This window comes from Paenibacillus sp. GCM10027630, from assembly GCF_042676305.1.
Taxonomy (GTDB): Bacteria; Bacillota; Bacilli; order Paenibacillales; family NBRC-103111; genus Paenibacillus_S.
The window spans coordinates 80422-105725 of record NZ_JBHTGY010000095.1; the positions used below are offsets into that span (position 1 = coordinate 80422).

General features: G+C 45.0%; 16 protein-coding genes. 2 read left to right on the plus strand and 14 right to left on the minus strand.

Features of this window, described 5'->3' with window-relative positions; genetic code table 11:
- Positions 1-592 precede the first annotated feature (592 nt).
- The 13 genes from ACFQ0C_RS35595 to ACFQ0C_RS35655 form a co-directional block, all read right to left on the minus strand.
- Positions 593-4456: a cadherin-like beta sandwich domain-containing protein gene (locus tag ACFQ0C_RS35595; RefSeq protein WP_379374171.1), complete on the minus strand. Its 3864-nt coding sequence runs from the start codon at positions 4454-4456 to the stop codon at positions 593-595.
- Positions 4457-4940: 484 nt separating this feature from the next.
- Entirely contained in the window at positions 4941-5084 is a 144-nt protein-coding gene (locus tag ACFQ0C_RS35600) for a hypothetical protein (RefSeq protein ID WP_379374173.1), read from the minus strand.
- Between the two features lie 353 nt (positions 5085-5437).
- Complete coding sequence (locus tag ACFQ0C_RS35605) at positions 5438-8677, minus strand: glycosyl hydrolase (RefSeq protein ID WP_379374175.1); 3240 nt, start codon at positions 8675-8677, stop codon at positions 5438-5440.
- 97 nt (positions 8678-8774) lie between these two features.
- On the minus strand, positions 8775-10295 hold the full coding sequence (locus ACFQ0C_RS35610; protein ID WP_379374177.1) for an extracellular solute-binding protein: 1521 nt from the start codon (positions 10293-10295) through the stop codon (positions 8775-8777).
- 56 nt (positions 10296-10351) lie between these two features.
- Complete coding sequence (locus tag ACFQ0C_RS35615) at positions 10352-11230, minus strand: carbohydrate ABC transporter permease (protein WP_379374179.1); 879 nt, start codon at positions 11228-11230, stop codon at positions 10352-10354.
- 12 nt (positions 11231-11242) lie between these two features.
- Entirely contained in the window at positions 11243-12136 is an 894-nt protein-coding gene (locus tag ACFQ0C_RS35620) for an ABC transporter permease (RefSeq protein WP_379374205.1), read from the minus strand.
- A 342-nt stretch (positions 12137-12478) separates the two neighbouring features.
- Entirely contained in the window at positions 12479-14788 is a 2310-nt protein-coding gene (locus ACFQ0C_RS35625) for a helix-turn-helix domain-containing protein (RefSeq protein ID WP_379374181.1), read from the minus strand.
- A gap of 444 nt (positions 14789-15232) precedes the next feature.
- Complete coding sequence (locus ACFQ0C_RS35630; RefSeq protein ID WP_379374183.1) at positions 15233-15436, minus strand: GntR family transcriptional regulator; 204 nt, start codon at positions 15434-15436, stop codon at positions 15233-15235.
- Positions 15437-15634 carry a hypothetical protein gene (locus ACFQ0C_RS35635; protein WP_379374185.1) on the minus strand — a complete coding sequence of 66 codons (198 nt, stop codon included), beginning with the start codon at positions 15632-15634 and terminating at the stop codon, positions 15437-15439.
- Positions 15635-16175: 541 nt separating this feature from the next.
- Positions 16176-16589 carry an SDR family oxidoreductase gene (locus ACFQ0C_RS35640; RefSeq protein ID WP_379374187.1) on the minus strand — a complete coding sequence of 138 codons (414 nt, stop codon included), beginning with the start codon at positions 16587-16589 and terminating at the stop codon, positions 16176-16178.
- Positions 16590-16614: 25 nt separating this feature from the next.
- Positions 16615-17778: an SMP-30/gluconolactonase/LRE family protein gene (locus tag ACFQ0C_RS35645; RefSeq protein WP_379374189.1), complete on the minus strand. Its 1164-nt coding sequence runs from the start codon at positions 17776-17778 to the stop codon at positions 16615-16617.
- Between the two features lie 31 nt (positions 17779-17809).
- Positions 17810-18823, minus strand: a complete 1014-nt coding sequence (locus ACFQ0C_RS35650; RefSeq protein ID WP_379374191.1) for a zinc-dependent alcohol dehydrogenase family protein — start codon at positions 18821-18823, stop codon at positions 17810-17812.
- Positions 18820-19665: an SDR family NAD(P)-dependent oxidoreductase gene (locus tag ACFQ0C_RS35655; RefSeq protein WP_379374193.1), complete on the minus strand. Its 846-nt coding sequence runs from the start codon at positions 19663-19665 to the stop codon at positions 18820-18822. The genes ACFQ0C_RS35650 and ACFQ0C_RS35655 overlap by 4 nt, the downstream gene beginning before the upstream one ends.
- A 283-nt stretch (positions 19666-19948) precedes the next feature.
- Here ACFQ0C_RS35655 and ACFQ0C_RS35660 point away from each other — a divergent pair, with 283 nt between their 5' ends.
- On the plus strand, positions 19949-20608 hold the full coding sequence (locus tag ACFQ0C_RS35660; protein ID WP_379374195.1) for a TetR/AcrR family transcriptional regulator: 660 nt from the start codon (positions 19949-19951) through the stop codon (positions 20606-20608).
- Between the two features lie 238 nt (positions 20609-20846).
- On the opposite strand, the gene ACFQ0C_RS35665 is transcribed toward ACFQ0C_RS35660, so the two are convergent.
- Entirely contained in the window at positions 20847-23402 is a 2556-nt protein-coding gene (locus ACFQ0C_RS35665; protein ID WP_379374207.1) for an adenosylcobalamin-dependent ribonucleoside-diphosphate reductase, read from the minus strand.
- A 525-nt stretch (positions 23403-23927) separates the two neighbouring features.
- On the opposite strand from ACFQ0C_RS35665, the gene dat reads away from it, so the two are divergent.
- The gene (dat, locus tag ACFQ0C_RS35670) at positions 23928-24770 is read left to right on the plus strand and encodes a D-amino-acid transaminase (protein ID WP_379374197.1); all 843 of its coding nucleotides are present in this window, start codon (positions 23928-23930) and stop codon (positions 24768-24770) included.
- The last annotated feature ends 534 nt before the right edge of the window (positions 24771-25304 follow it).

A 25304-nucleotide genomic window follows, 5' to 3' on the forward strand; every position in this document is an offset into this window, starting at 1 on the left:
ACCGTTTGAGCTGCACATAATAGGCATTAGTCAGCGCGAGCTAACGATATTTGAGCATCCGGTACGGTACGATTAACAAGAAACGATCCGCCCAGCGCGTTCAGCGTAAGCTTCTACTCTATCGTGAGATGTCCAACTAGGAATTGTCCATAAATCGATGAGATTCCGGCTGCATGTGCTTAAACAAAAAATGTAAGCAGGTAATCAAACAGCAACTTACCACCCAATCTGGCTTTTGTTACAATCGCTGGACATAACATCTTAGCCAGTCTCCTTAAACGAAAGCATGCAAAATCATAGCTTACTATTTTATTTAACATTAACGGATGAAACTACTTAAGGAACTGAAAAGAAAGCGCTTCATGTAAGGTTTTGTCAAGATATTTTGAACAAAGGGCCAAAAAAATAGTCGAACACGATGACCACTGACCGCATCGCTGCCAGCGATGCGCTCTCCCAAAGTGGATAGTTTCACTACCCAAGTGTTACTGAAATCTCCATCTATATTTCCATTAAAAAGGGTTATCCCTCAAGCAGCCTTTTCGACTACTTTCAGGATAACCCTCTTCTAGCTCTCCAAATGATTTATACGTTACTTGCTCTTTTGGGCCAGTAAGTTCAGCAGAACGGTTACTGCCTCGGCTCTCGTTGTTGAGTCCGTAGGACCGAATTCGTTGGCACCTTTGCCTTCTACAAGTTTTTGTTTCTTCATGGCTGCTACTGCACCTTTCGACCATGCCGGAACATCCTTGTCGTCCGCGAAGCCGGTTACCGTGTTCGCTTCGACAGTCAGACCCAATGCGTTAGCGAGCATCACGGCCATCTCTGCACGTGTAATTTCTGCATCTGGACGGAAGTTCCCATCCTCATAGCCCTTAATAATACCTGCTTGGAACGCTTGCGCGACTGCTTTCTGCGCCCAGATTCCAATCTTCGCTGTATCTGTGAAAGTCAGCGCCGCTCCTTCTCCTTGCGGCTTCAGCGTGTTCATCAGCATCACAGCAAATTCCGCGCGTGTCACCGTATGATTTGGCTTAAATGTCCCATCTGGATAGCCACTTACAATTCCGCTGCTCACTGCTTGCTTGATATTAGCCTCTGCCCAATGGCCAGCAATATCGTTTAAATCAACAGCCGGTGTTGACTTACCTGTCACTTTGTCTACAGCGAATACCGCATATTTCGTAAAGTGATTTACCTCTACGGAAATCTGTTTTCCGTTGATCTTGCTGCCTGTGACTTCTACCCATACTTTCTTCGCTTCATCATAGTAGAAGACAGCCGCCGTTTGGTTATTTTTCAAGCTTGCCGGATCGAAAGTGAAGTTCAGTGTGACCGGATTACTGAAGTTCTCTGAGAAGTTTTTCAGAATCTCAAATACCTGGCTGACCAGAACCTCTTTATTTGTAAGAAGCTTTTGGGTATCTACCACTTTGTCTATCGTTAATTTCAGTTCCTTATCTGTTGCGTTGGGCGGAATAGAAACCACAATTTCTTTACCTAAACTAACTTCGCCCGTCTTGCCTGCGGGAAGCGTTAGCTTACCTTCCGTTGCAGTCACTTTGGTGTCGATTGGAGTTGAACTGCCACCACCTCCACTACTACTTGATCTACTACCACTGAATATACGGTTCACTGTTACATTGTAGGTCTTCGTTGTGCCGTTCTGTGCTGTCACTACAATGGTGATCGTATTGCTTCCCATATTTAGATTAATCGCTCCGCTTGCTTGACCACTTATGACTGAAGTTCCGTTCACCGTCATCGTGGCATTACTATCGTAAACACTTGCGGTTACAGTAACGCTCGATACGCCGTTAGCTACATTTGATGTATAGCTCGTTGTACCGGTTGCAAATGCGGGGCTTAGGGCACCACTTGATAAGTTCAAAGAACTCAAATCAGTGTTGCTGCTTGCTGCTGGAGCGCGATTCACTGTGACACTATAGGTCTTCGTTGTGCCGTTCTGTGCTGTCACTACGATGGTAATTGTGTTGTTGCCTACATTCAAATTGATTACATTGCTTGCCTCACCACTTATGACTGGATTTCCGTTCACAGTCATCGTGGCATTACTACTGTATACACTACCCGTTACAGTAAGGCTCGAGACACCATTAGCTACACTGGAAGTATAAGCCGTTGTACCGGTTGCAAATGCAGGACTTAGGGCGCCGCTCGACAGCGTCAAAGAGCTCAAGTCTGCGTTGCTGCTTGCTGGAGCACGATTCACTGTCACATTATACGTCTTCGTTGTACCGTTCTGTGCTGTCACTATAATTGGGATAACGTTACTACCCACAGTCAAGTTAATAGCTGCGCTTGCCTGTCCTGATGTGGTCGCAGTTCCGTTCACAGTCATCGCAGCGTTACTATCATAAACATTTGCCGTTATGGTAACACTCGAAACATTATTAGACACATTGGAAGTGTAGCTCGTTGTACCGGACGCAAATGCAGGACTCAGGGTGCCGCTCGACAACGCCAGTGAGTTCAAGTCTGCGTTGCTGGATACTGTTGGAGCGTGATATACGTTTATAGATTTAAACTGAACAACGGTGTATGGAACATAATTTACATTGCCGTTTGTGGCAGTTTGATCGTAGTTACCAGCTTTAAAGTAGTAAAGATGATTAGGTGGTATAACTTGGCTAGGGCTGGCTGTTTTCCCATAAAATATCAAGTCGCCGTTTATATAAATTGACAGCACACTATCATTAAGGGTCATTCTATAAGTGAAATACTGATTTAATGGAATTTTAATTGGAATATACTGATATCCTATTGAGTTTATACCACTTGGTTCATAAAGTATGCGAATATTGCTATTGGGACGAGCAGGGTCATATCCATATTCAAGCTCGCACAAGGTTGTTACACTTGGATCAAAAACTTGCCCAATGGTAGTCCAACCTACACCGTTTAAAGTTCCAAGAGCTGTAACGGCAACGGTGCTAGACATAATGTTAGCCCCTGCAGGCAGCCAACCTGCATCTTTTCCTGCTACAGGATCATATTCCCTTAGCTCACTGCGAGGATGGGCTGAACCGGATGTGGTACCACCGACAGCGGTGTCCATAAAGACTTGGCTTCCATCTGCCCCAATGTAGAAATAGGGATCGGCATAGCCATCTTGTAAGGTTTGCGATGTTTGGCCTGCCCCTCCAGGGAGTGGCTCCTGCAAAGTCCAATAGCGATAATCAATGTTGGCAGCAGGGGGCTTGCCCGATAGGGTAAGCATATATGTTTGAGGATTCCCTTGATTAAAGTTAAAGGTAAAAGCGTGAACCCCAAGACTAAGTGTGTTCAAGTAACTTTGATTGAAGGTAACGGTATTGCCTGAAACGACATAAGCCGATAAAGGTAAGACAGTTGTACCATCACCAATGTTTGTAAAATTGTTGCCATTGAGATTCATTGTTGTTGATATTGTAGAAGGCGACAATGGAATATATGCAGCACCTTGAGGCGAAAGAGAAGAATCGGCCGCTGCTGCTACTGTTAGTACATAGGGAAGAGATGACGTCCCGTGACTTGAAGAAAAATTAAAACTTAAATTATAGCTTCCATTAAGACTGCTTAAGTAAGTCTTTGAAAATGTAACAACATTGCTGTTTGTATCAAAGGTATAATCCGTTCCTTGCACAAGCGTGTACGAACCATTGGTAATGTTTGTAAAGCTTGTCGAAGTGTCAAGGTTAATTTGAGTGGATACTGTATTTTGCAATGTTTTATAAAAGCTTCCTGATGAAGATGAAAGAGTGACCGGAGGTAGTATTTGCAAAAGTCCAATACCCAGTTGACCGGTAGCAGAAGTCTTTAAAGTATAATTAATCAAAATATAGCGCGCTTTTATTGGAGCCGTAAAAGTTAAGTTTGATGTGTAATAACTACTAGGATCAGCAGGATCGATCCTGCTCCAACTGTAGGTAGCATTAGTAACTGTACCGGTTGCAATATTGGTAGGTACAACTGCAGCGCTAGTCCATCCGTTAGCTGTTGGTGAAAAAGTTATCGGGTTATTGGAAGGACTGGTAGAAAGCTTATTCCAGGGGGAAGTAAGCGGAGTCTCATCATTTGAGTAACTTACTTCATACTGGGAACTACGGGCTATGGTATTTACATCGTTAGCAGTAGTGTGAAAGTTCAAACCTTCTATATTGCTTGAAGAACCAAGGTCGATGGATACCCATAAATTATTTGGACTACCGCCTGTGATTGCCGTGTAGACACCATTAGCTCCAAGTGTCCAAGTCACTGAATTACCGATGTTTACTGCTGATCTAGTACCATTTTGCGAGCTAGCCTTAATGTTACCGTTAAATGTCAAAGTAGAGGGCAGTAAGTTGGTTACGGCTGCGTAAGCTACAGATGACGGTAGGGTTGGAAACATCGAAAAAACAAGTGCAATGACAAGAATAAGACCAAGAATAGATTTTGAATTTCGTTTTAACATAAAAGAATCACCTCACAGAAGTTTAGTAACCGCTTTCAAAAACAGTTGTACTAGCCCTAATAAATCACTTTTGTTACCGTACGAGCCACGAGCCACAACTGCCTAGCCTTACAGCCGATCTCCCCCCCAGATATAGTGCTTTTTTTATGAACTTGCTTTAAAGCTTGTACTGTTTGACGTGCTCAGTGCAATGTCGGTTTTACTTGATGCTGCACCAGCAACCCGTGGCTGCACAAAGCCTAGCCCCTTAATTAAAGAGTGAATATCACGAGAAGTATTATTTTATAGTCTCACTCCTATTAAAAATCACTTGTGTTTCCATAATGGCCCAGAACCTCACTTCCTTAGTGATGCTCACCCCTAAATCTTTTTAAAAGCGTTTTACTACATTAACATAAATTTAATGGTTTCAGTATCGCTATAAAATGAAAAAATATCGCTAGATTACGAATGAAAACAAGGAACTAACAATAGCCCAGAATTATCAATGATCAGGGTATTGGTCAGCCTCCTTCGCAGCCGCTCGCTTGGATTTAGACATCCTAAACGCGTCTTCCAAAATGACCACTACTTGCCAACCCTTAATTGCAATGACTTCTTGAAGATAGAAGAAAATGCCTAGCTCCACATGGATCAAAATCCCCCTTCGACAGAGCCAAAAGCTTTCAAGGGCCGATTATCTTTGAAAGCTTTGTTGATCCTCCACTCTGTGATAAGCTGTTTTGAGAGGACCAACCTTTGGGGTTCATCCCCAGGCTCAATAAAAAAACCAACCATGGTAGCTGAGCTATGCCCCCGTGTTATTTTGTTTTACTTTTCGAATATTAAACACAAATAAGGCTTACAACTGCAGGATCTGTGGCTCCGATTAACAGGAAACCGACAGATCCAATTGAAGATCATCAAAGAGCCAGGCTTCGATGCACCTTCAGCCGCCGTAAGCGCTACTCACAAATCCTTGCTTAAACGTTCATCCGGACATTAGAGCAAATCTTCAATACGCTCTATTTTATGCGTTGCGTAATTAAACGTCTTTCCTTCCAGCAGGCCAACCAAGGTGTTCGTCACACGAATCTCGATTAGGTTCTCACCATTCTGCAAAACCGAACTGCTTCCTTCCCAAGAATAAGGTGTCCAAGAGCGGACCCCGAGCGGCTGACCGTTGACCAATACCTCAGCGCAATCATGGAAATGCGTATCCCAATCTCGGAATGAAAGTACGAAAGTCTCTGTATCCGGCAGTTCCGTAATCGTTTCGGTCCGTTTGTAGCACAAGGTTCCTGCATAGTAGGGATACCCTTTCACCAGACCGCCCTTCAACCCGGAAGTCTGCTCTACCTTCCTTGTTAGAACGATTTGCTTGTCTTTATCGTGGCTGACTCCGAAATCCCCTTCCAAATGAATGGCCTCGACTAAACCGTCCCAATCACATTGAATATCTACCTCAACGGTAATTTCGTTAGCGCCCGGCTTCAGGTATTCCCGAATGTCGGCCCCAATGTTCAAGTAGTCGTACAGATAGTACGGCGCGCAGCTTTCGGAGGTAACTATGCCATCGTTAACGCGAATCCGCCATTCACCCGAAATCGCTCCCTTGTCCATGACAAGCAGGCATTCCGAAGGAAGTTCTTCTACTTGAAAGGACACCCGGTAAATGCTTTTCAGCGGATATGCAATACGTGTCTTCAAGGGAGTACCGAAATGTTGGCTCATGACAACCGGAATTCCGGCAAAAGCCGCCAGATCGGAACATTGATCGATAAACGTCTTGACCGGAACCTTCGCTTCCTTTCCGTTGGTGAATAACCGGGACTCACCCTGTTGGCTCCGGATATCAATCGAAAAGGTATCAAATCTTACCATATTGTTTCGTTCCGGACGGAGCTGCCATGGGCCCTCCACAGACATTTCGAGCTTAGCCGCAGGCTCTGCTACTGTGCCCGCTTCCGCGGTTTTAGAATTTTTCTCCCAAGTTAATTGGATAAGCCGGGACTGGTAAGGTGCGAACAGCAGAGGAAGCTTAAATAACGAATTTCCTGTTCGCTCAGCTCCGAGCGAAGTAACTTCGCCTGTATCAAGCGATAATTCCCGGCATTCAAGTTGGCCATCCTGCAGCTTCAAGCCTGTTTCTGTCCATAACTGGGCTGCATCCACAATCAAATTAGAATTATGGCTGTCTCCATCATGATTGTTGAGGAAAACAACAGCGCTGTTTTCTGACATTTTGCGGATTTGCAGCATAAAGCTTTTGTTGGAGCGATCGCTCTCCAGCTTAATGGAGGCAGGCAGTAGCTCATTCAACAGATGGGTCAATCCATTCAAGTCCGTTTCTGTTTCACTGTTGCCAACTAAGAGCAAGCCGGGGTGACGAGATGCTTCGTCCGATAAACCGAACATACTTTGAATCTCAGACAGCGTGGACGAGTCTTTGTCGATGGATTCAACCGGCGTATGTCCGATGCTGATAACTTTGCCGCCACTCTCCAAAAACTCACGAATTTTATGCCATGCCTTCGTCTCCAAATTGGTAATCGGCGGTATAATAAGCATAGAATAGGATGCATTCCCTAATTCGATCATGCCGTTCTCTACCTTTGCCCGCTCCAGCAGCTCCGGATCCAAGTGATCGTAATCCCTCTGGATAAAGGTTAAATGGTTACAAATGTCCACCCATTCCTTTTTCAGCTGTTCAACCCGCGTTTTCTCGCCCGCTTCCGTGCCGCAATAAGTCATCCTGTTCGGGTTGACCATATGGGTCCAGTAGGTGGTGATGGGGAACAAAACAGCAATAGGGGCTTCAGCAGTACCACAGCTCATCACATAGCTTATTCTGCCGGTATAATCGCCTAATTGCTTAAAGTGCCTCCAGTAAGGATTTTGAAGGAACTGGGATGGCGGCGCATCATGCTTGGTCAAACCGTTGAGCGTATAAAAGAAGGCATGGGGATTGAAAAAGTTAACACCTTGAGCCGCCATCCGGTCAATCATCCACTTGGCATCCTGCAGCGTCATGGACCAACCAACGCTATGGAAGCATTCGATCAGGTTCCGCTCTCTTTCCAGCTGACGGGCGATTGAGCTTACCATTTTCGCGTTGCCCCTGATATTGTCTTGGTAACGGTTCAGAACCCATTCCAGTGAACGCCCCACTTTCTCGTGCGCGGTGTCGCCACCCGGAACATGGCTGTACAGTTGAGTGGTCATACGCATCGATGGAACTTCGGTTACATAGCTGAGCCCGTGCTTCTCGCACCAGTCGCTTATCAATTTATGATAGTTTTCCAACAGCAATTCATGGGCTGCCTGGAAAAAATCGTACCGGACCTGCGCCGCACCTTCCGCTTCCTCGTACAGCAAGGCAGGCAAATGCTCACGAAGATCATAGCCGTATTTCTCTTGAAAATATTCAGGCATAATGGGTGACCATGGAATTCGGCTTACAAAAAAGGTCTCATCAGTAAACATACCTTTGATCGTTGTACCGAAATACTCGCCAAGCTCCTCGGCGAACCGGTCATGGGTCACACGAATGAACGTTTCCATCGCTTCCCGGTGGGCAGGATCCACGTAGGTTCCGTAGTATTTGAAATCACCTATTTCTTTTTCCTGCAAAATAATAAGCTCCCATTCTCCTTGCGGAGCGGACCATTCGAGCTTTTGCACCGGACCGTACGAGAAATACCGCTTATCAGTGTAGGCAGTAAGCCCGGCCTTCTGGAAAACTTGCTCTGCTTGGTAATTACCGATCCACCGACTGATATCTACCGCTTCTTCCCAACGCTTATTCCCGTCCCCACCGACCGGAACTGCTTTAGCATACAGGATACGGGCCCATGGAAGTTCCATACTAATGAGCGCTCCGCCTTTTACCCGTTCGGTTGTATGCTCGAGCGTATACTGCTTGGCGTCAGGATGCTGCAGAGTCACTTCTCCGCCGGCGATGCCGCTCGGATACGGATACTCATCGTAAAGCCACACATGCATATTCCTTTTTTTAGCCTCTTCTACACCAAACCGTACGATCTCGAACCAGCCTTGGGACAAATAGGGAACGGTAATCCCTTGTCTCGCGCAAATGAAGACTCCTCCCACACCTTTGTCTTTCATCTCATCGTATTGACGGCTAATTTCTTCTTCGGTCATTTCTCCGTTCCAAAACCAAAAAGGATGGAGCCGGTATTCTTCTGTCGGGTTCTGAAACTTCCTGATATCAAATTCCATCTGATTTTCTCATCCCTCTCCAATTTTAATGCCGTGAATGGGTCAACATACGGTATGATGGCACGCATTCACCGGTGTTGTTCTCATAAATTTCCTATTATTTATTCAGCTTTGCATACTCAGCCGTAAACTCCTCGATAACCTTATCTCCGCCTTGTTTTTTCCACTGGTTAATCGCATTGTTCCAAGCTTCTAGGTTGTACTCCCCGAATATATATTTCACCTGCGCATCTCCAATAATCTTCTTAAGATCCGCTCCTCTTTCTGAGAACGTATTCGAAATAAGCGGTAGCGTAGGGTCATGCAGGACGATCTTATCGTTTTTCGCGTACATATCCAGCAGCTTTTTGCCCAGCGGGGTTGATGTGCCGTAGGACGAGCCATCCCAAGTTTTCAACTGCTTGATCGGGTTGATTTCGTCCCCAAAGAGCTTGGCATCAGTGAATACGGGATTCCCGTTTTCCATCTTATGGTGTCTGCCCTCAATTCCCCAATCCAGCAGGAAGTTCATTTTTTCGTCAGAAATTTTATCTAAATACGCCAATATTTTCTTAAGGTCCGCTTCTGTTTTTACGCTCGACTTTGGAAACATAAACATGCCGAAAAATCCTGCGCTGGCCGCCGCACGCTCTCCCTTGGGTCCCGTCAACGTGTTAACGATATCAATTTTTGCATTCGGGTCCGCTTTAGCCAATGTATTAAACGATCCGTCCATGGACAGACACATGCAGCTAAGGGCTGCTCCGGCAATTCCTTTGTTCATAACGTCTCTAAAGGATTGGGTAACAGGGAAATCGGCGTTAATCAGCTTTTCATCATACAATTTTTTCATAAAGTTTAACGCGTCCAAATACTCCTTGGTCATAAAATCAGGAGTGACTTTGCCGTCCTTAAATTCCCAGCCGTTCGGGGCGCCGAACCAAGTGAAAAAGTCTTTCGAATCAAGTGTGGTTTTATCCATGACAAGTCCGACCGTATCATTTTTCCCGTTTTTGTCCGGATCCTGTGTCGAGAAAGCTTTGATCATTTGGTAAAACTCATCAATTGTTTTTGGCTCTTTCAGCCCTAAACTTGTGAGCCAATCCTGCCGGTATATAAATCCGTTTCGTCCTAAGACGCGTCCGCGGTAGATACCGTACAATTTGCCGTCAACCGATGCGTTTTTGGTGACCATTTCAAGCTTTTTGCTTAATTCAGGATAGCTCTTTAAATAAGGACCGACTTCCCAAAACATCCCCGCGCGGACCGCAGAGACCAGTGTCGGGGACTTGTGATCGGTTACCATCAAAACTTGGGGCAAAGCGTTAGAGGAAAGCGTTACGTTTACCTTATCCGTATACGCAGTACTCGGCACCCAAGTGATGTTCAACTTCGTTCCCGTATACTTCTCCATTTCCACCAGCGCGATATTATCCGGCTTAGGCGGCTCAGATGTGCTGTACTGCGTCATAACCGACAGCTCTTTCAGCGGGGTATTATTCGCGACTTGGCTTGTACCCCCATCCTTAGGCTGACTCGGCGTCGTTGGTCCGCTGCTGCAACCTGCCAATAACGCAACTAAAAGCAAGGTCATTCCTGCGCGGTACTTCTTGCTGGTCTTCCCCCTGGCTCTTGACATCTCTGTTTCCTCCCTTAATTTGATATTTATGATAAACTGCCTTGCGGAAGTTATCATCATCCTTTGACTGAACCTAGTAAAAGACCTTTGGTAAAATGCTTTTGCAAAAACGGATAAACCAGCAGGATCGGAATGGTCGATACAACTATGACCGCCATACTAACCGTCTGCGAAGGCGGAACGACAAAATGTTCATTGAATTGCCCGGAATCACCGATCCCGCCTTGAGCCATGATGACAATCTGCCGCAATAAAACTTGAATCGGCCATTTGTTTGAATCATTGATGTATAAAATCGCGCTAAAAAACGTATTCCAGTGGCCTACCGCATAAAAAAGCGCAAAAGTGGCCAAGGCCGGCAGAGACAGCGGCAGCACGATCCGGAACAAAATGCCGAAATCGTTGCAGCCATCAATTTTTGCTGCCTCCTCCAGGCCATCGGGAAGCTGCTGGAAAAAGTTTTTCATGATAATCAGATTAAAAGCGCTTATTGCCGTTGGAATGATCAAGGAATTGTAGCTGTCTAATAAGCCAAAGGCTTTGACAACCAGAAAAGTGGGAATGATCCCGCCGTTGAACAGCATGGTAAAAATAATCATTAGCATAATCGCACGCCGCCCATACAAATCTCTGCGCGCAAGCCCGTATGCGGTAATGGAAGTAAAAAACAGGTTGAGCAGTGTCCCTGCTACAGTGATATAGATGGTTACGAGCATACTTCGAACCAACGAATCCGTTGAGAAAATATACCTATACGCATCCAGCGTGTAGCTTGATGGGAAGAAAACAACTCCCTTTTTTAGAAGCTCCTCCGCAGGCGCAAACGAACCGCTGATGATCAAAATAAACGGAACGATCATAACCATCGCCACTATGAAGAGGGCTGCAACGTTGAATGTGTCAAATATACGGTTGCTTAAAGACCGGTAGACCATCAGATTCCCTCCTTAATAAACGCCTTCTTCGCCGAATTTTTTGGCCAGATAGTTGGTTCCAATGACCAATACCATACCGATCACCGATTTGAACAAACCGACTGCCGTTGTGTAGCTGAATTTTCCCTGCTGAATTCCGTTGGTATAAACATAGGTGTCGAATACCTCTCCAATTTCCCGGTTCATCGGGTTTAACATCAAATAGATTTGCTCAAACCCGGTATCGAGGAATTGACCCAGCCGCAAAATTAACAAAATGACGATGGTGCTCCGGATGGCAGGCAATGTAATGTGCCAAATCTGACGAAATCTGCCGGCCCCATCCATGTGAGCCGCTTCATAAAGCTGCTGGTCGACACCTGCAAGCGCTGCCAGAAAAATGATCGTCCCCCAACCGATTTCCTTCCAAATGATTTCCGATACAACAAGCGGACGGAACCATTCTTTATTCAAAAGGAAATTGATTTTCTCAAAGCCGAAGGATACCAATAGCTCATTCACTAATCCGCCTTCCGTTGTGAAAAAAATAAAGGCCATTCCCACGACTACGACCCACGATACGAAATGAGGCACATAGATCATGGATTGGACAAATCTCTTATATAGGTTGCTGCGCAGCTCGTTGAGCATGAGCGCCACGAGGATCGGCAGCGGGAAGAAAAACACCAGATTGTAAAAAGCGAGCACAAAGGTATTGCGGAACAACATCCAGAAATCAGGCAGACTTATGAAATATTCAAAATGTTTAAATCCGACCCACCTGCTCCCCCAAACACCTAGAAACGGTTGATAATCTTTAAATGCGATCATTAGCCCAAACATCGGTAAATACTTGAATGCGAGAAAATAGAGAATGCCGGGTGCGATCATAAGATAAATGAGACGGTTTTTGTATAAGCTTCGCATCAGAGGTGATGAATGCAGCAATGGAAGACCTCCTATTCCTTAAAAAGAGATTGATATGCCCTTGATTATATCCGTCATGGAAAATTCATGTCTATGTTCCCGAGGGAACCAGAAATGAGGTATAAGCCCGTTTCCCTTTATCCGCGGTGGAGTAATACCTTAACAATCATTTCGGAACCTTGATATAAGCAGTATGGAACCTGCCGGAGCAGGCGTTGTACCACGCGTTGCTATGGGCCGCTGTTTATTGTCGTTACGGAAAACAAAAAGAAGCCGTCCTTTAGGTCTTTTCGTTCCGACCTTCAGGTAAGCCTCTGCATGCTCGCTGTTATAAATGTACCTTTAAATAGATGAAGAATTTACAAGAGCTTGTTCCCGGAATTGTCCCGGCGTGATCCCCTCTGTTTTCCGGAAATTACGGATGAAATTTTGTGAGGTACTGTAGCCGATCTTCAGAGCGATTTCAGAAATTCTCATGTCGGTGTCGACCAACCATTTTTTTGCTATGTTCATCCGGTAAAGAATCAAATAATCGCTGAAGTTGACCCCAAGTTCGCCGCGAAACACCCGCTTAAGGTAGTTAGGGTGGTAGTTCAGTGCCTTGGAACATGCTTCAAGAGTTAAATCTGTATGGAACCGCTCATGAATCAGCTCCAGCATTTGTTCTGATAATCTCTGGTATTGTGATTTCCGTTGTTCTTCCAGGATACCTACAATTCTGCCGATAATCGAATCCTGCAGCCAAGCCTTCATTTCATCAACAGTTTTCAACTCAAACAATTCCACGAATACCGAATGATCTCCCTCATATAGGGTGCTTAATGAAATTCCGTACGGTTGGACAATCTTATCCAAATCGACAAGCAGCCGGACAAAAGCCATCTGATATAATCGGAAATCCAACTGCGTGCTGAACACCGATTCCAAGAATGCGTTTAACAGCTCTTCCACCCTTGCAGTATCCGCCAGCTTGATGGCATCGATCAATTCGATTTCAATCTGGTCCGGGAACCGGAGGGTCTGACTGTCCCCGGTTTGTACGTCTTCATGCAGCAATATGGATGCTTCGCTTAGTCTAATCCTGTACCGAAGCGCCTCTATGCTCTCATGATAAGCATTCGGAGTATTCGTGATGTGCTCGTAGCAGTTGCTTATCCCGATGCTTACCTCGAGCCCAAGCACATTTCTAACCGTAGATTGGATGCGGTCAGCCCTTTCATAAAGATCGGATTTCACATCATTCACGTTTTCGGATTCGCTTCCCAATATAGTGACTTGAAATTTATCAAACTGGATCGGGCTTAAACGGCGATGCATCGGTATCAATTCGGACACAATGTTGCTGATCGCAAAAAGCAGGAGATCGAGATTCCTTGCTTCATATCTTGTGTCCTTTAGTGTATCTATTTGAATCGAAATAACATTTAAGCGCTTCCAATTTTCAAAATAGCCATAAAAGGTTAAATTTTCGTTAATCTCACTCTGACTGACTTTCCCTTGAAACAGCTTAAAAATAAATAACTCGCGAAGATATTGATACTGAGATTGTATCTGGTTTTCAAGCTTCACATGGGTATCCTTCATTTTGGCAACCCTGCCGCTAATAAATTGAAACTCATCGGACCGGATATCATCGCCGGCATTCGTATTGGTAAGGCCCTTTATCGTTTCTACCAATTGCTTAATGGGAAGATACATTCTCCGAGCTATTATATAGGATGTCGCGAGAATGACCACAGCGATACCGAGCAAGATGGAAATCGTAATCCATCCGATGACGCGCGATTCTTTAGTGATTTCACTAATGGGTATGATGTATATATAAGACCATCCGTTATAGGCGGATTTAAGGAACATGACCCCCGACGCCTGTTCTTCGAATTCATTCTCAAAATACCCTTCCTTTCTGCCGTCGGAAAGAAGTCGAACGTCCGAGAAGCTTGAGTAGCTTTTGCCCAAATCACCGGCTTGTGTGCTTCCAATGACTTGGTAATGCTCATCCAAAATCATGGTTTTGCCAGAGGTCGAGCTGTTAGATAATATTTTATTCAGCTCCAAGCTTGTAATTTTGGTAATAAATAAACCGACAGGCTTCTGGTTTTGCGCATGGAGCGGCACCTTTTTAATAAAATTGATTCCATAACTGGTGCTCATGCCCGGCGGAATTTGATCTATAGGCAATTCTTTAGTCCAATAAGCGTTTCGGGGATCTTGAATATAGATATCTATGTTTTCTTTTTTGGGCAATCCCGACAAGGATGTCAGGATTCGATTATTTCCAATCCAATCCTGTTGGTAGTTTACCAGGGTCACGTCCTGAATTCCATTTTCGTACGATTGTAAATGATGTATTTGAGATAGCAGCTCATCGAAATATTGAAATTCGTACTGGGTAAGAGTCCGATTTTTCATGGTCTGAACCAAAGAGGAGGATTGCAGCTGCGTCACTGCATTCTCTACCGTTTTGAGCAGCTGTTCAACCCGCATTTCAGTCTGGTATAGCATACTCATATTTCCTTTGATGGCCTGCTCCCTTGAAATCGCCGTGGATTTTGAATAAGAGAAAAAGCCCAGGAAAAAGAGGGGAACGGTTCCTAACAGCAGGATAAACAACACCATGCGAATGAAATATCTGGATAATCCGATATTCAATCCATTCAGCCCTCCTTCCCATGAATTTAACCCTTGCTGAAGCGGGTTGCTTTCATAACCGTTAGATTCCTGATATTTGCGAATTGTTTGCGTTGCGGTATTTCTGAAAAATCTGTATATTAGCCGGTACCCTTAATTCTAACTTAGATACTGTTATTTTTCTACAAATTTTGCTGTGTGGCGTGATAATTATTGAGAAAAAACTACGAAAAATGCTGATTTATCAAGGGCTGTTTTCAAAAATCATGAAAATTACTCCAAGCTAGATTGTATAAGAAAATTTCGAGCACAGATGGAATTAGACAACAAAAAAAGTGCTTAGCATTGACTCCAATTAGTCAAAATTAAGCACTTTAATCTAAAGCCCCAAGACAAATGGACACCAAATAATAGTAATCTAGTATTCATAAGGCTATTCCTATTCATTAATATTAAGATACCACATTAATACGACGAGCTTCGAACGATGAGGCCATCCTCCGCTAGCATCTCTAGAGCCTTCTTGCTTGTAATTCGACTCACTTTATATTCATCCGCCAACTCCTTCTCCGATGGGACGCAGTCTCCAACTTTATACTTACGTTGCACAATTTCTTCACGCAGCGATTCTAATATACGCTCATAAATGGGTCTTGAATCTGTCGCCAATTATTCATCGTTGTTTAAGGTAAAGGGCAGCTTATTCTCATTTTTTGAGCCGGATAGATTAAGTTTTTTGGAGCTGATATTGTAGGAAGAGATGCTCGCTTGTCCAAGCGCAGTCACCTCAATCGTAACAGGACCGTCAGACAATGAAAAATGCGCATAATCATAATTACTGGTATAACCAACGACGGGAATTACCATAGTATCCGCTTCAAAGAATAAGTTGTTGAAGCTGGGTAAATGGAAGGCAACCCATATGTTGAAATCGTAGCTGCAGAGACATTTGCAGGTGTAACTAGCAGAACAAGCGTCAGCAGAGAACAAGCCACGTGTTTAAATCCTAATTTCAGATTAACTTGGCTCGTATTCTTCGTGTAACATTGATTTTTAAATTTGATAAGTCAGTATTTACCTAATAACATTTTTCTGAAAGTTCACAAGTAATGATTTTAGCATCTTCCATTTTAAAGCTTTTATCACGATTAAATTTAGTTCAAAGGTAAATTTAGTTAATGTTACCTTGATTGGCGGATTCTACAGCTTAAAAAGAATGCAAAAATCTGATTTGTTTATTTGAATACAAAAAACCTCCGCTTGGAGGTTCAATGATAATGTTTGGTGGAGACTATCGGGATCGAACCGACGACCTCTTGCATGCCATACAATGGTTAGTTGCACTATCCGGTATACCAAACTTAGGGCTTTATCTGAATACGAAATGGCATGCCAAATGGACATCGCTTTATTTGAATCGTTGGGCTTGCCTTGAAGGCATGATGGTTAGTTCCGGAATGCTGACATGCTCAGGCTGCTCCAATGCATAGAGCGCCGCCTCTGCAACATCATCAGGATGTAACGGCAAGACTTTCGAAGCAAACGCGCGAATTTCATCCTCGGAATACCCGGCCACCTGAGAAAATTCTGTTGCCACCACCCCGGGCTGAATCGTAGTAATGCGAATCCCCTGATCGATTGTCTCCAAACGTAATGCAGACGCTATGGCGTTAACGCCATATTTGGTAACGCTGTATGGACCTCCTCCGGCAATCACTTCCTTGCCGGCAATGGAGGAGATGATGATGACATCATCGGCGGAAGCCCGTAGTGTAGCGTCAACATTAGACCGTGTACATTTGTCCTGTACATCTCCTCCCATGTTTCCACCCTCCCGGATTCCAACCTTATTTTGTTAAAAGCACGCGGTGAACGCCATGACTGCCTCCAGGTGCCGTTCCTATATATAAAAATCCGTTATGGCTTGCAGCCGTCGTTACCCCATACAGTTTGCCTTCCGGATCATGCCAGCTTCCGATAAGCTCTCCCTGCGGGCTGAGTTCCACAGCAAGACCATGCTTCGCCGGTGCGCTTGCACCGCTCAGCAGCAACTGCGGTATTTTGGCCATGGTACTGGCCAACCAAGGGTTGCTATGCATCAGATCTACAAAGGAAAGGCGAGTTGTGAAGATACCAACCCAAAAATGACCTTGCTCATCACGCGTAATGTTGTCTGGGAAGCCTGCGAGATTGTCTGCGAAAATATCAAATGTCCCCTTCTTTGGACCCTTGAGCCAGTATCTGGTTAACTGATAATGATACGATTCCGCCACAAGCACAAAATCTTCATCCGCAGACAAGGCAACCCCGTTTGCAAAGTACAGGCCTTCTAACAGGACGGTCGTTTGCTTGGTCTTTGGATCGTACTTCAGCAAACGTCCATGCGGCTTGTTCTCGGCAATTTCTTTGAAGGTCACGCTGCCATAATTCGAAGTATCGGAGAAATAAATTGAGCCGTCCTGGGCAATATCAAGCTCGTTAGCCAGATAGATCGGCTTGCCGTCCACTTGATTGGCCAATACCTCTATGCTCCCGGATGGGTTTATAGACAGCAGTCCCTTCTTGACATCAGTAACGATTAAATCGCCATTGGCATCGAATTTAAGCCCATTAGGCGTTCCTTTGGTGTCTGCAAACAATTGGGCTTTTTGCGGTTTACCCTCTGCATCGAAAGGAACTTTGTAAATTTTACCATTTGAATCTCCTGTATATAGCTGTCCTTCTTTATCGAATGTAATGAATTCCGGGAATTGAGGGGCATCAGTAACAAGCTGAGCCGAGCTGAGTTTATTGTTCTGTTTCCACGGACCCGCTTCCTCAAGAGAAGGAGCCGTCGGTGCGGACCATTTTGTAGGTTTTATCGGTGAAGGCAAAAGCAAGAAAACGAGTAATCCTATAACGAGCACAGCGAGCAGCGATAGCCCCCATCTGCATATCCTAGCACATAGTGAGCGTTTAGGACGACTCACGCCTTCAGTAGATTTAACGGAGCGAGCTGTTGATTTGGGCATTAAAGTGCCTCCTTTGCCATTTTTGCGAGATTTAGATTTGGACTACGATTTTACCAAAATATTGCTTTCCTTCAGCCAAGAGCGCGAATGCTTCTCCAATTCGATCCAGAGGAAACACACGGTCGATGACGGGATGTAAACCATGATTGGCAATCGCTCGATTCATCTTTTCAAAGTGATCTCGGTTGCCGACTTGACTGCCGCGAACAGTTGCCGCTTTCTGCAAGATGCTGGAGACATCGTATTCCGGAATGGTCAAGCCCGATAAGAACCCGACCATACTCACGGTCCCTCCAGTGCGAAGCGCATTTATAGATTTCCCCATCGTTGCCGCTCCTCCAACATCAAGAACATGGTCGACACCACTGCCAGTCAACTCTAACGCTGCCTTATCCCAATCAGGAACTTCCGAATAGTTGATCGTTTGCCATGCGCCAAGAGCTTTTGCTCGTTCCATCTTGTCGTTGCTGCTCGACGTGATGATGACTCGTGCTCCGGCCAAAAGCGAGAATTGCAGCCCAAAGATGGAAACACCGCCTGTTCCTTGCAGCAGCACGGTATCACCTGTTTGCAAACCACCGTATTCGATTAGCATGCTCCATGCGGTTAATGCCGCGATCGGCAAGGTGGAGGCCTCCTCATAAGTGAGGTGATCGGGAATAAGGACCACTCCGTCTTCATGCAGAACGATATACTCAGCCGCTACTCCGTTCAATGGACCTCCCAGACTGTCATCTAACACCCCTGGTCTTGGGCTGCCGCCAATGAATCGCTGTTGAAAATTACCCGCTACTCGGTGTCCGACTTGAAACCTTGTTACTCCTTGGCCAACGGCTACAATTTCTCCGGCTCCGTCTGATAATGGAATGAAGGGGAATTTGACTTCGATCGGCATTAATCCGCTGAGGACCACCAGATCCCGATAATTGAGAGAAGCTGCCCTCATGCGGACAAGCACTTCCTTAGGGCCTGGCGTTGGTATATCGAGTTCCGTTATGGTTAATTCTTCAAAGCCGAAGCCGTTTTTCAGTAGTATAGCTTTCATCGTATTGTCCTCCCAGAAAGATCAGATTCATTACCCGGATTCTTATTATTGCTGCTGTATCCTTCACGCGGACGAAGCATGCTTCCTACAAGCCGAAGACCTTGCTTTCGTGTAATGAATCGCGATAACTGCGCCCCTAGATAATTCTGCACACCCGGAACGACATACACTTTCCCATCCTTCAACGCGCGAAGTGCAACCTTTACGACTCTTTCTGGAGTATCTTTCTTTCCGACGGAAGCCTCTTCCGCTCCTACGACATTAAAGAAACTGGTGTCCGTCGAACCGGGACAAAGTGCGAAGAATTTGATACCGCGGTTACGGTTTTCAAACCATAACGCTTGAGTAAACGACAGGACGAAAGCTTTCGTTGCTCCATATACGGCCATATAGGGAAGTGGTTGAAATCCGGCGGTTGAAGCAACATTGATAACTGCACCTGAGCTTCTGTGCAACATGTCCGGTAAGAACAAGTGGGTCATATCTACAACAGCGGCGACATTGAGCATAACTTCTTCATGTTGACGCTCACCTGACACTTGTTCAAACAAACCATGTGTAGCAAACCCTGCATTGTTAATCAGCATTTCGATATCCACTTTCAAAAGTCGACATTTTTGATATAACTCGCTGGGCGCGCCCTCTTTCGAAAGATCCATAGAGATAACCTCGGTTTTGATGCCATACATCTTTCTGAGCTCAGCTGCCAGGCTCTCAAGCTTGCTCTCCGATCGGGCCACGAGTACCAAATGGCTGCCTTGTTTGGCCAATTGTCTTGCGAATTGCTCTCCAATACCGGAAGAAGCACCCGTGACGAGCGCCCATTTCCCTTGCATTGTCATAACGCTACTCCCCTTTTAGTTACAATGTTATAATATAGAAACATCGTTACCATATACTTAAAAGTAATCCGCGATTCTCAACTCCCAAGAAAGTTAAGAATCATCGCGGTCGGTAACAGTGTTTCTTTATGGAACTATTGTAACCACTCATTTTTAGAATGTCAATATGATTTTTGAACATCCAAGATCTCTTTGACAACAGCCTAACATCTGTATAAAATTCCTGATAAGAGAGCAAGAAACTTGTTTCCTGACGAAAATATGATACCCGAAGGTGATGATTATGAGCGACCAAGATATCTCCTCCAATGCGAACACACGAAAGTTGAAAACTTACCAAGAAGCTCGCTTGCAAAATATTGAAAATCTCCGCAAACTCGTTGTTGATGCTGCGGCAACTCTCTTGCAAGAAGAGGGACCGGAATCCGTTACTGTGCGTAAAGTATCGCAAAAAATGGGTTGCTCAACAAAAATCATTTATAGCTTGTTTGTCAATAAAGAGGGCTTGGCTCAGCAGTTGTATCTGGACGGTTGTAAGCTTCTCGCTAACGAATTCGAGGGGACGCCACAAGCTGCTGATCCGGCACAGCAAATGCTGAACTTAGGAGAAACCTTTTGGCAATTCGGGCAGCGTTACTCCAGTTATTATAAGCTGATGTTCGGAGGAGCTTTCGCAGATTTCAAACCGGACGAGGAAAGTATGCATGGCACTGTAACAGCCATGCGGCAATTATTGACTGTGATTAGCAATGCGCAAGAGAAAGGACTGATTCCCGAACAGTATGACACGGATTCCGTTATACGTATATTCTGGGCCTCACTCCACGGCGTTATTCATCTTTACATTGGTGGACACTTGGGAGATGTACAATCGGCCCATGCGGTATACAGGCAAACGTTGTCTTTGATTGTCAGCTCGTTGTTGCCAAATCATAGCACCTAATGGGGAAGCTATCCGATCGACAAGTCACACAGTTATTACTGATAGAGCTGTGTCACAACTGAGCCAAATTCCATTTTTTGAAATGCATGATTGTGTGTTTTATAGCATCTCTAGTGGAATCATACTTGCAGGGTTAACGATAGCTTCAAATAGCGTTTAAATCTAATGAATTATGAAACAATTCTAATTCTGGAATTTCACACACAAAAAAAAAGCAAGGGTCACCCCCTGCTTTTCCTTAGCTACACTTTCCATAACCGCAATTAGTACAATTCTTGCAGCCCTCACTATTGATCAACGAAGCTGATCCGCAGGATGGGCACAGGTCGAGCGATGTAGCTGAGCTGCGATTCACCGCATATTGTGCGGTCGTTTCCATCACGACCTCCTGGGTGGCGGTGACGTAGTCGTCCGCATCGTCGGAAAATTCACCGTGCATCTCGAGCGCTTTGGCTACTGCGTCTGCAATGGATTCAACTCGGTTGGCACCGAAGCCAATCGCTCCTGATCCACCAATGCCTTTGAGATGTTTTGTCAGCAGCTGTACCTTGTTGCCGTGGTCGCCATAACGCAAGAACAAGGAGCAGACGCGGCCCAATGCTTCGGACATAGCGAATACATCGGATCCTGCTTTCCCCACATTCAGGAAAATTTCAACGGGCGAGCCATTCATATCGTTAATCGTAATGTAGGCCATCCCGAATGGCGTATTGAATTTGTACGTAGCTCCACGCAAAATTTGCGGCCGCCGTTTGTACTGCTTATCATCCACCTTGTCCGTCCCCGATACAGTTATAGCTAATGATTCAGCAATGCTGCTGTTAAGAGGCGTATGAACACTTTCTTGGCCTGATGAAGTGGCGAGAGTCTCTGCCTTTTCGGTTACATCCGGTTTGAGCGCTGCAATTGCATCGATTGATTTATCCTCTTTCTTCTCTGTAGAAAGCACCTGAACATCACGACTTCCATCACGGTAGATCGTTACGCCCTTGCAGCCTAAATCGAAGGCTAATTCATAGAGTCGCTTGGTCTCATCTACCGTAAAATCAGCAGGGCAGTTCGCTGTTTTGGAAATCGAGCTATCCACCCACTTCTGAATCGCAGCTTGAGCTCGGATATGATCCTCTGCGGATAAATCCATAGAGGTTACAAAGTAGTCAGGCAGATCCTCTCCCGGATGAGCATCCTTCCAATCCTGGGCGATGGGCACATACTGCTTATCAAAGCCAAGACGACTTTGGCGGTAATATTCGAAAGCAAAATAAGGCTCTATACCTGTCGAAGTGCCTACCATAGTTCCTGTACTCCCGGTAGGCGCTTGAGTTATCACAGTAACATTGCGCATTCCTTTTTTCTGAATTGCCGCGCCAACCTCAGGGAATTCACTTGTCATTGTTTTCATGAAGCCGCTTTGTAAGTATTTATCCGCTTCAAAAAGGGTGAAGCTGCCCTTCTCCGCGGCAATATCGGCGGATGCTAAGTAAGCCTCCTTGGCCATAAAACCGTAAATCCGATCCATGAATTGGAGTGATTCCGGGCTTCCATAACGAATCTGAAGCATGATCATCAATTCAGCCAAGCCCATCGTTCCAAGACCTACCCTGCGTTCATTCAGCTGGTTAAGCCGATTTTCCTCAAAATGATAAGGTGTCTTGTCAATTACATTATCTAGAAACCGGGTCGAATAGCGTACAACCTTGCCGAGCTCATCCCAAGCCACATCATGCTTCTCAGCATCATAGAATTTGGACAAGTTGACGGCAGATAAATTACACACACCCCATGCCGGCAATCCCTGCTCTCCGCATGGATTGGTGCAAATAATCGGATTGAAGTACCAGCTATTGGACATTTGGTTGTAATACTCCATGAAAACAACGCCAGGCTCTGCAGATTTCCAAGCCGATTCTATGATGGTATGCCATATTTCACGCGCTTTGACAGTACGGTATACATGGACTTGTTTGCCTAGCTTCTTCCACTTATCCAGATCTCCATCCCATAATTCGTCATACTGCGAATCGGTTGTGTCCGGATATACAAGATCCCAATCGAGATCTTCCTTAACAGCCTTCATAAAACCATTGCTGACGCAGACCGATAAATTCGCATTCGTAATTTGCCCCATCGTTTGCTTAACTGTAATAAAGTCTGCAACATCCGGATGCCAATCATTCATCATGAGCATCAATGCGCCGCGGCGGCTGCCGCCTTGTTCAATTAACCCGGTGGTGTAGCTGAACAAGCCTCCCCATGATACAGCGCCGCTAGAGGAGCCATTAACACCCTTAACAATTGCTCGTCTTGGACGAAGCGAGGAAAGATTAATACCGACGCCTCCTCCGCGAGCCATAATTTCCGTCATCTCAGTCAATGAACTCATAATACCGCCACGGCTATCATGAGGAGATGGAATGACATAACAGTTAAATAGTGTCAATTCATCGCTCGCGTCAGCCCCTGCGGCAATCCGTCCTCCAGGAACAAGCTTCCAGTCATCCAATATATATCTAAACTTCTCCGTCCACTCCGTTTTTTTCTCTGGTGTAGCTTCTACTGAAGCCATGGCGCCTGCCAAACGGTCCCATAATTGCTCGGGTGTTTTTTCCAATGTCAAAGTAAGCTTTTCAACCGAAGAATCTACAATATCTCCATTGCGAAGCTTAACCTTCACATATTTATCAGTGCGGCTGATCACTTCCCCAACCTCTTTGGCTGGAAACTTGGGATCATCCTTTGTCAGAACCAATACGGTATCGCCGACTTTCGTTAAAGCCGTATTTGCATTCTTCATAGCATAACGATCAAGGAAAATTTTCTCGCTCAAACCACTTAATTTCTTGCTGTCCACTGTCTCCAAAACAATAACCTCCCGAAAATAGAGATCAACACCAAGCACAATATCTAGTATGCCATTAACATTATACAGCACAATATATGGTACTTCTAATGGGGCACTCGCGGAATTCACGGGTTAGGACAAGACACATTGCCAATTGCTTGAATTTGCTCTGTGAATCACTCTTTTTCAAGGATTGAAAACGATAGTTTTTTCGACAGCTTTCGCCTAATAATCGATTCGCAGGAACTATTTCCCACGACAAAAGCACTACCATTTTCAACTTAGAGATCCATTACTTGCAGAGAGCAGCAAACTAATTTTGACATACAAGGCTAACCTTGTTACCCTAACGATAGTACGACTTCGTAAATCATGCATGTACCAGTCAACAGCCATTCACTACTTTGAGCATACCATATTATTAATTGCAACACAAACAAATGTTCGTATTTTATTTTAAAAAAGGAGCGTCTTGCTATGAACCTATATTTGTATCAAAATCAGTTTCTCCCTAAGGAGCGAGTATCTATTTCCCCTGATGACAGAGGCTATTATTTTGGAGATGGCGTTTATGAAGTATTTCGTGTTTATAACGGCAATCTGTTTGAACCGGAGGGGCATTACCGCAGGTTGGAAAAGAGCGCTCGGGAGGTCCGCATTCCACTACCCTATAGTTTAGAGCGGCTGCATCAATATTTAACCGAACTAATACAAACTAATCATCTTCAAGAGGGCACCGTGTACATGCAAATCACCCGTGGGGCTGCACCACGCGCTCATCCTTTTCCGCCTACCCATACAGAGCCGGTTTTGATGGCCTTTTGTAATGAAATCCCTAGACCGAAAAGTACAATGGAGCAAGGAATTACAGCAATAACAGCGGATGACATTCGATGGCTCAGATGCGACCTGAAAACTTTGAATCTGCTAGCAAATGTTATGGCCAAGCAGCATGCATTGGATCAAGGGGCTGGAGAGGTCATTTTACATAGAAATGGAACCATTACAGAATGCAGTGCATCTAACTTCATGATCATAAAAGAAGGCGAGCTCTTTACACACCCCGCCAATAATCTCATTTTACATGGTATTACCCGTGAAGTTGTGCTTAGATTGGCCCGTAATCTTGACATAGTGTACCACGAGCGAGCTTTTACCATTGAAGATCTACTTGCGGCTGAAGAGGCGTTTATCAGTGGAACTACTGTGGAAGTAACGCCCATTATCTCAGTAGACGGCAGACGGATTGGAACGGGCCGTCCAGGACCTGTGACCAGGAAGCTGCAGCAAGCCTTTGAGCAGTTAATTAACGGTCAGTAATTTAATATTGGAGTTTTAAAAGAAATAGGTTCGGGAGGATCAGGCGGAGAATTCAATCAAAGGGACTGACTGTCCCTTAGGTGCGAACCAGACTCTGGTGGATGGGGAGATTTCGAGCGCCATTGTACTTTTACATGCAGCAATTGCCATTTTAACGCATCAATTGCAACTTCCTAGTGTAGGAGTCCGGGCATTTGATGTCGTGTGACTTGGATGTGCACGCTTGCCATGATGGGAACACCTCCTTCACCAAAATCATACATGACGAAAGTTAGTAGCTAGTTGCTCCCCCATAACAACCATGAGAGAACGGATTCAATTTCATGCTCTGTGTTGCAACGCAGGAGGAGACATGGATAACTACCATGAAAGAACGGACTAACTTTCATGCTCTGTGGTGCAACGCAGAGGATACATGGGAGGCTAACGGGAAATCCTCAGGCTGTCGAGAAAGTCTCGGCAGTCTTTTTTTTCTTTAATATAATTCACCAATTCACCGCGTTAATTTGATATAATATAGTAAATAATTTGGAA

What these genes read in the sequence shown, in the direction of transcription:
- dat (WP_379374197.1), top strand. Translation starts at nt 23,928, where the DNA reads ATGAACCTATATTTGTATCAAAATCAGTTTCTCCCTAAGGAGCGAGTA.
- ACFQ0C_RS35610 (WP_379374177.1), bottom strand. Translation starts at nt 10,295, where the DNA reads ATGTCAAGAGCCAGGGGGAAGACCAGCAAGAAGTACCGCGCAGGAATG.
- ACFQ0C_RS35665 (WP_379374207.1), bottom strand. Translation starts at nt 23,402, where the DNA reads ATGAAGAATGCAAATACGGCTTTAACGAAAGTCGGCGATACCGTATTG.
- ACFQ0C_RS35595 (WP_379374171.1), bottom strand. Translation starts at nt 4,456, where the DNA reads ATGTTAAAACGAAATTCAAAATCTATTCTTGGTCTTATTCTTGTCATT.
- ACFQ0C_RS35645 (WP_379374189.1), bottom strand. Translation starts at nt 17,778, where the DNA reads ATGCCCAAATCAACAGCTCGCTCCGTTAAATCTACTGAAGGCGTGAGT.
- ACFQ0C_RS35615 (WP_379374179.1), bottom strand. Translation starts at nt 11,230, where the DNA reads ATGGTCTACCGGTCTTTAAGCAACCGTATATTTGACACATTCAACGTT.
- ACFQ0C_RS35605 (WP_379374175.1), bottom strand. Translation starts at nt 8,677, where the DNA reads ATGGAATTTGATATCAGGAAGTTTCAGAACCCGACAGAAGAATACCGG.
- ACFQ0C_RS35660 (WP_379374195.1), top strand. Translation starts at nt 19,949, where the DNA reads ATGAGCGACCAAGATATCTCCTCCAATGCGAACACACGAAAGTTGAAA.
- ACFQ0C_RS35635 (WP_379374185.1), bottom strand. Translation starts at nt 15,634, where the DNA reads ATGGTAATTCCCGTCGTTGGTTATACCAGTAATTATGATTATGCGCAT.
- ACFQ0C_RS35650 (WP_379374191.1), bottom strand. Translation starts at nt 18,823, where the DNA reads ATGAAAGCTATACTACTGAAAAACGGCTTCGGCTTTGAAGAATTAACC.
- ACFQ0C_RS35620 (WP_379374205.1), bottom strand. Translation starts at nt 12,136, where the DNA reads ATGCGAAGCTTATACAAAAACCGTCTCATTTATCTTATGATCGCACCC.
- ACFQ0C_RS35655 (WP_379374193.1), bottom strand. Translation starts at nt 19,665, where the DNA reads ATGACAATGCAAGGGAAATGGGCGCTCGTCACGGGTGCTTCTTCCGGT.
- ACFQ0C_RS35640 (WP_379374187.1), bottom strand. Translation starts at nt 16,589, where the DNA reads ATGGGAGGAGATGTACAGGACAAATGTACACGGTCTAATGTTGACGCT.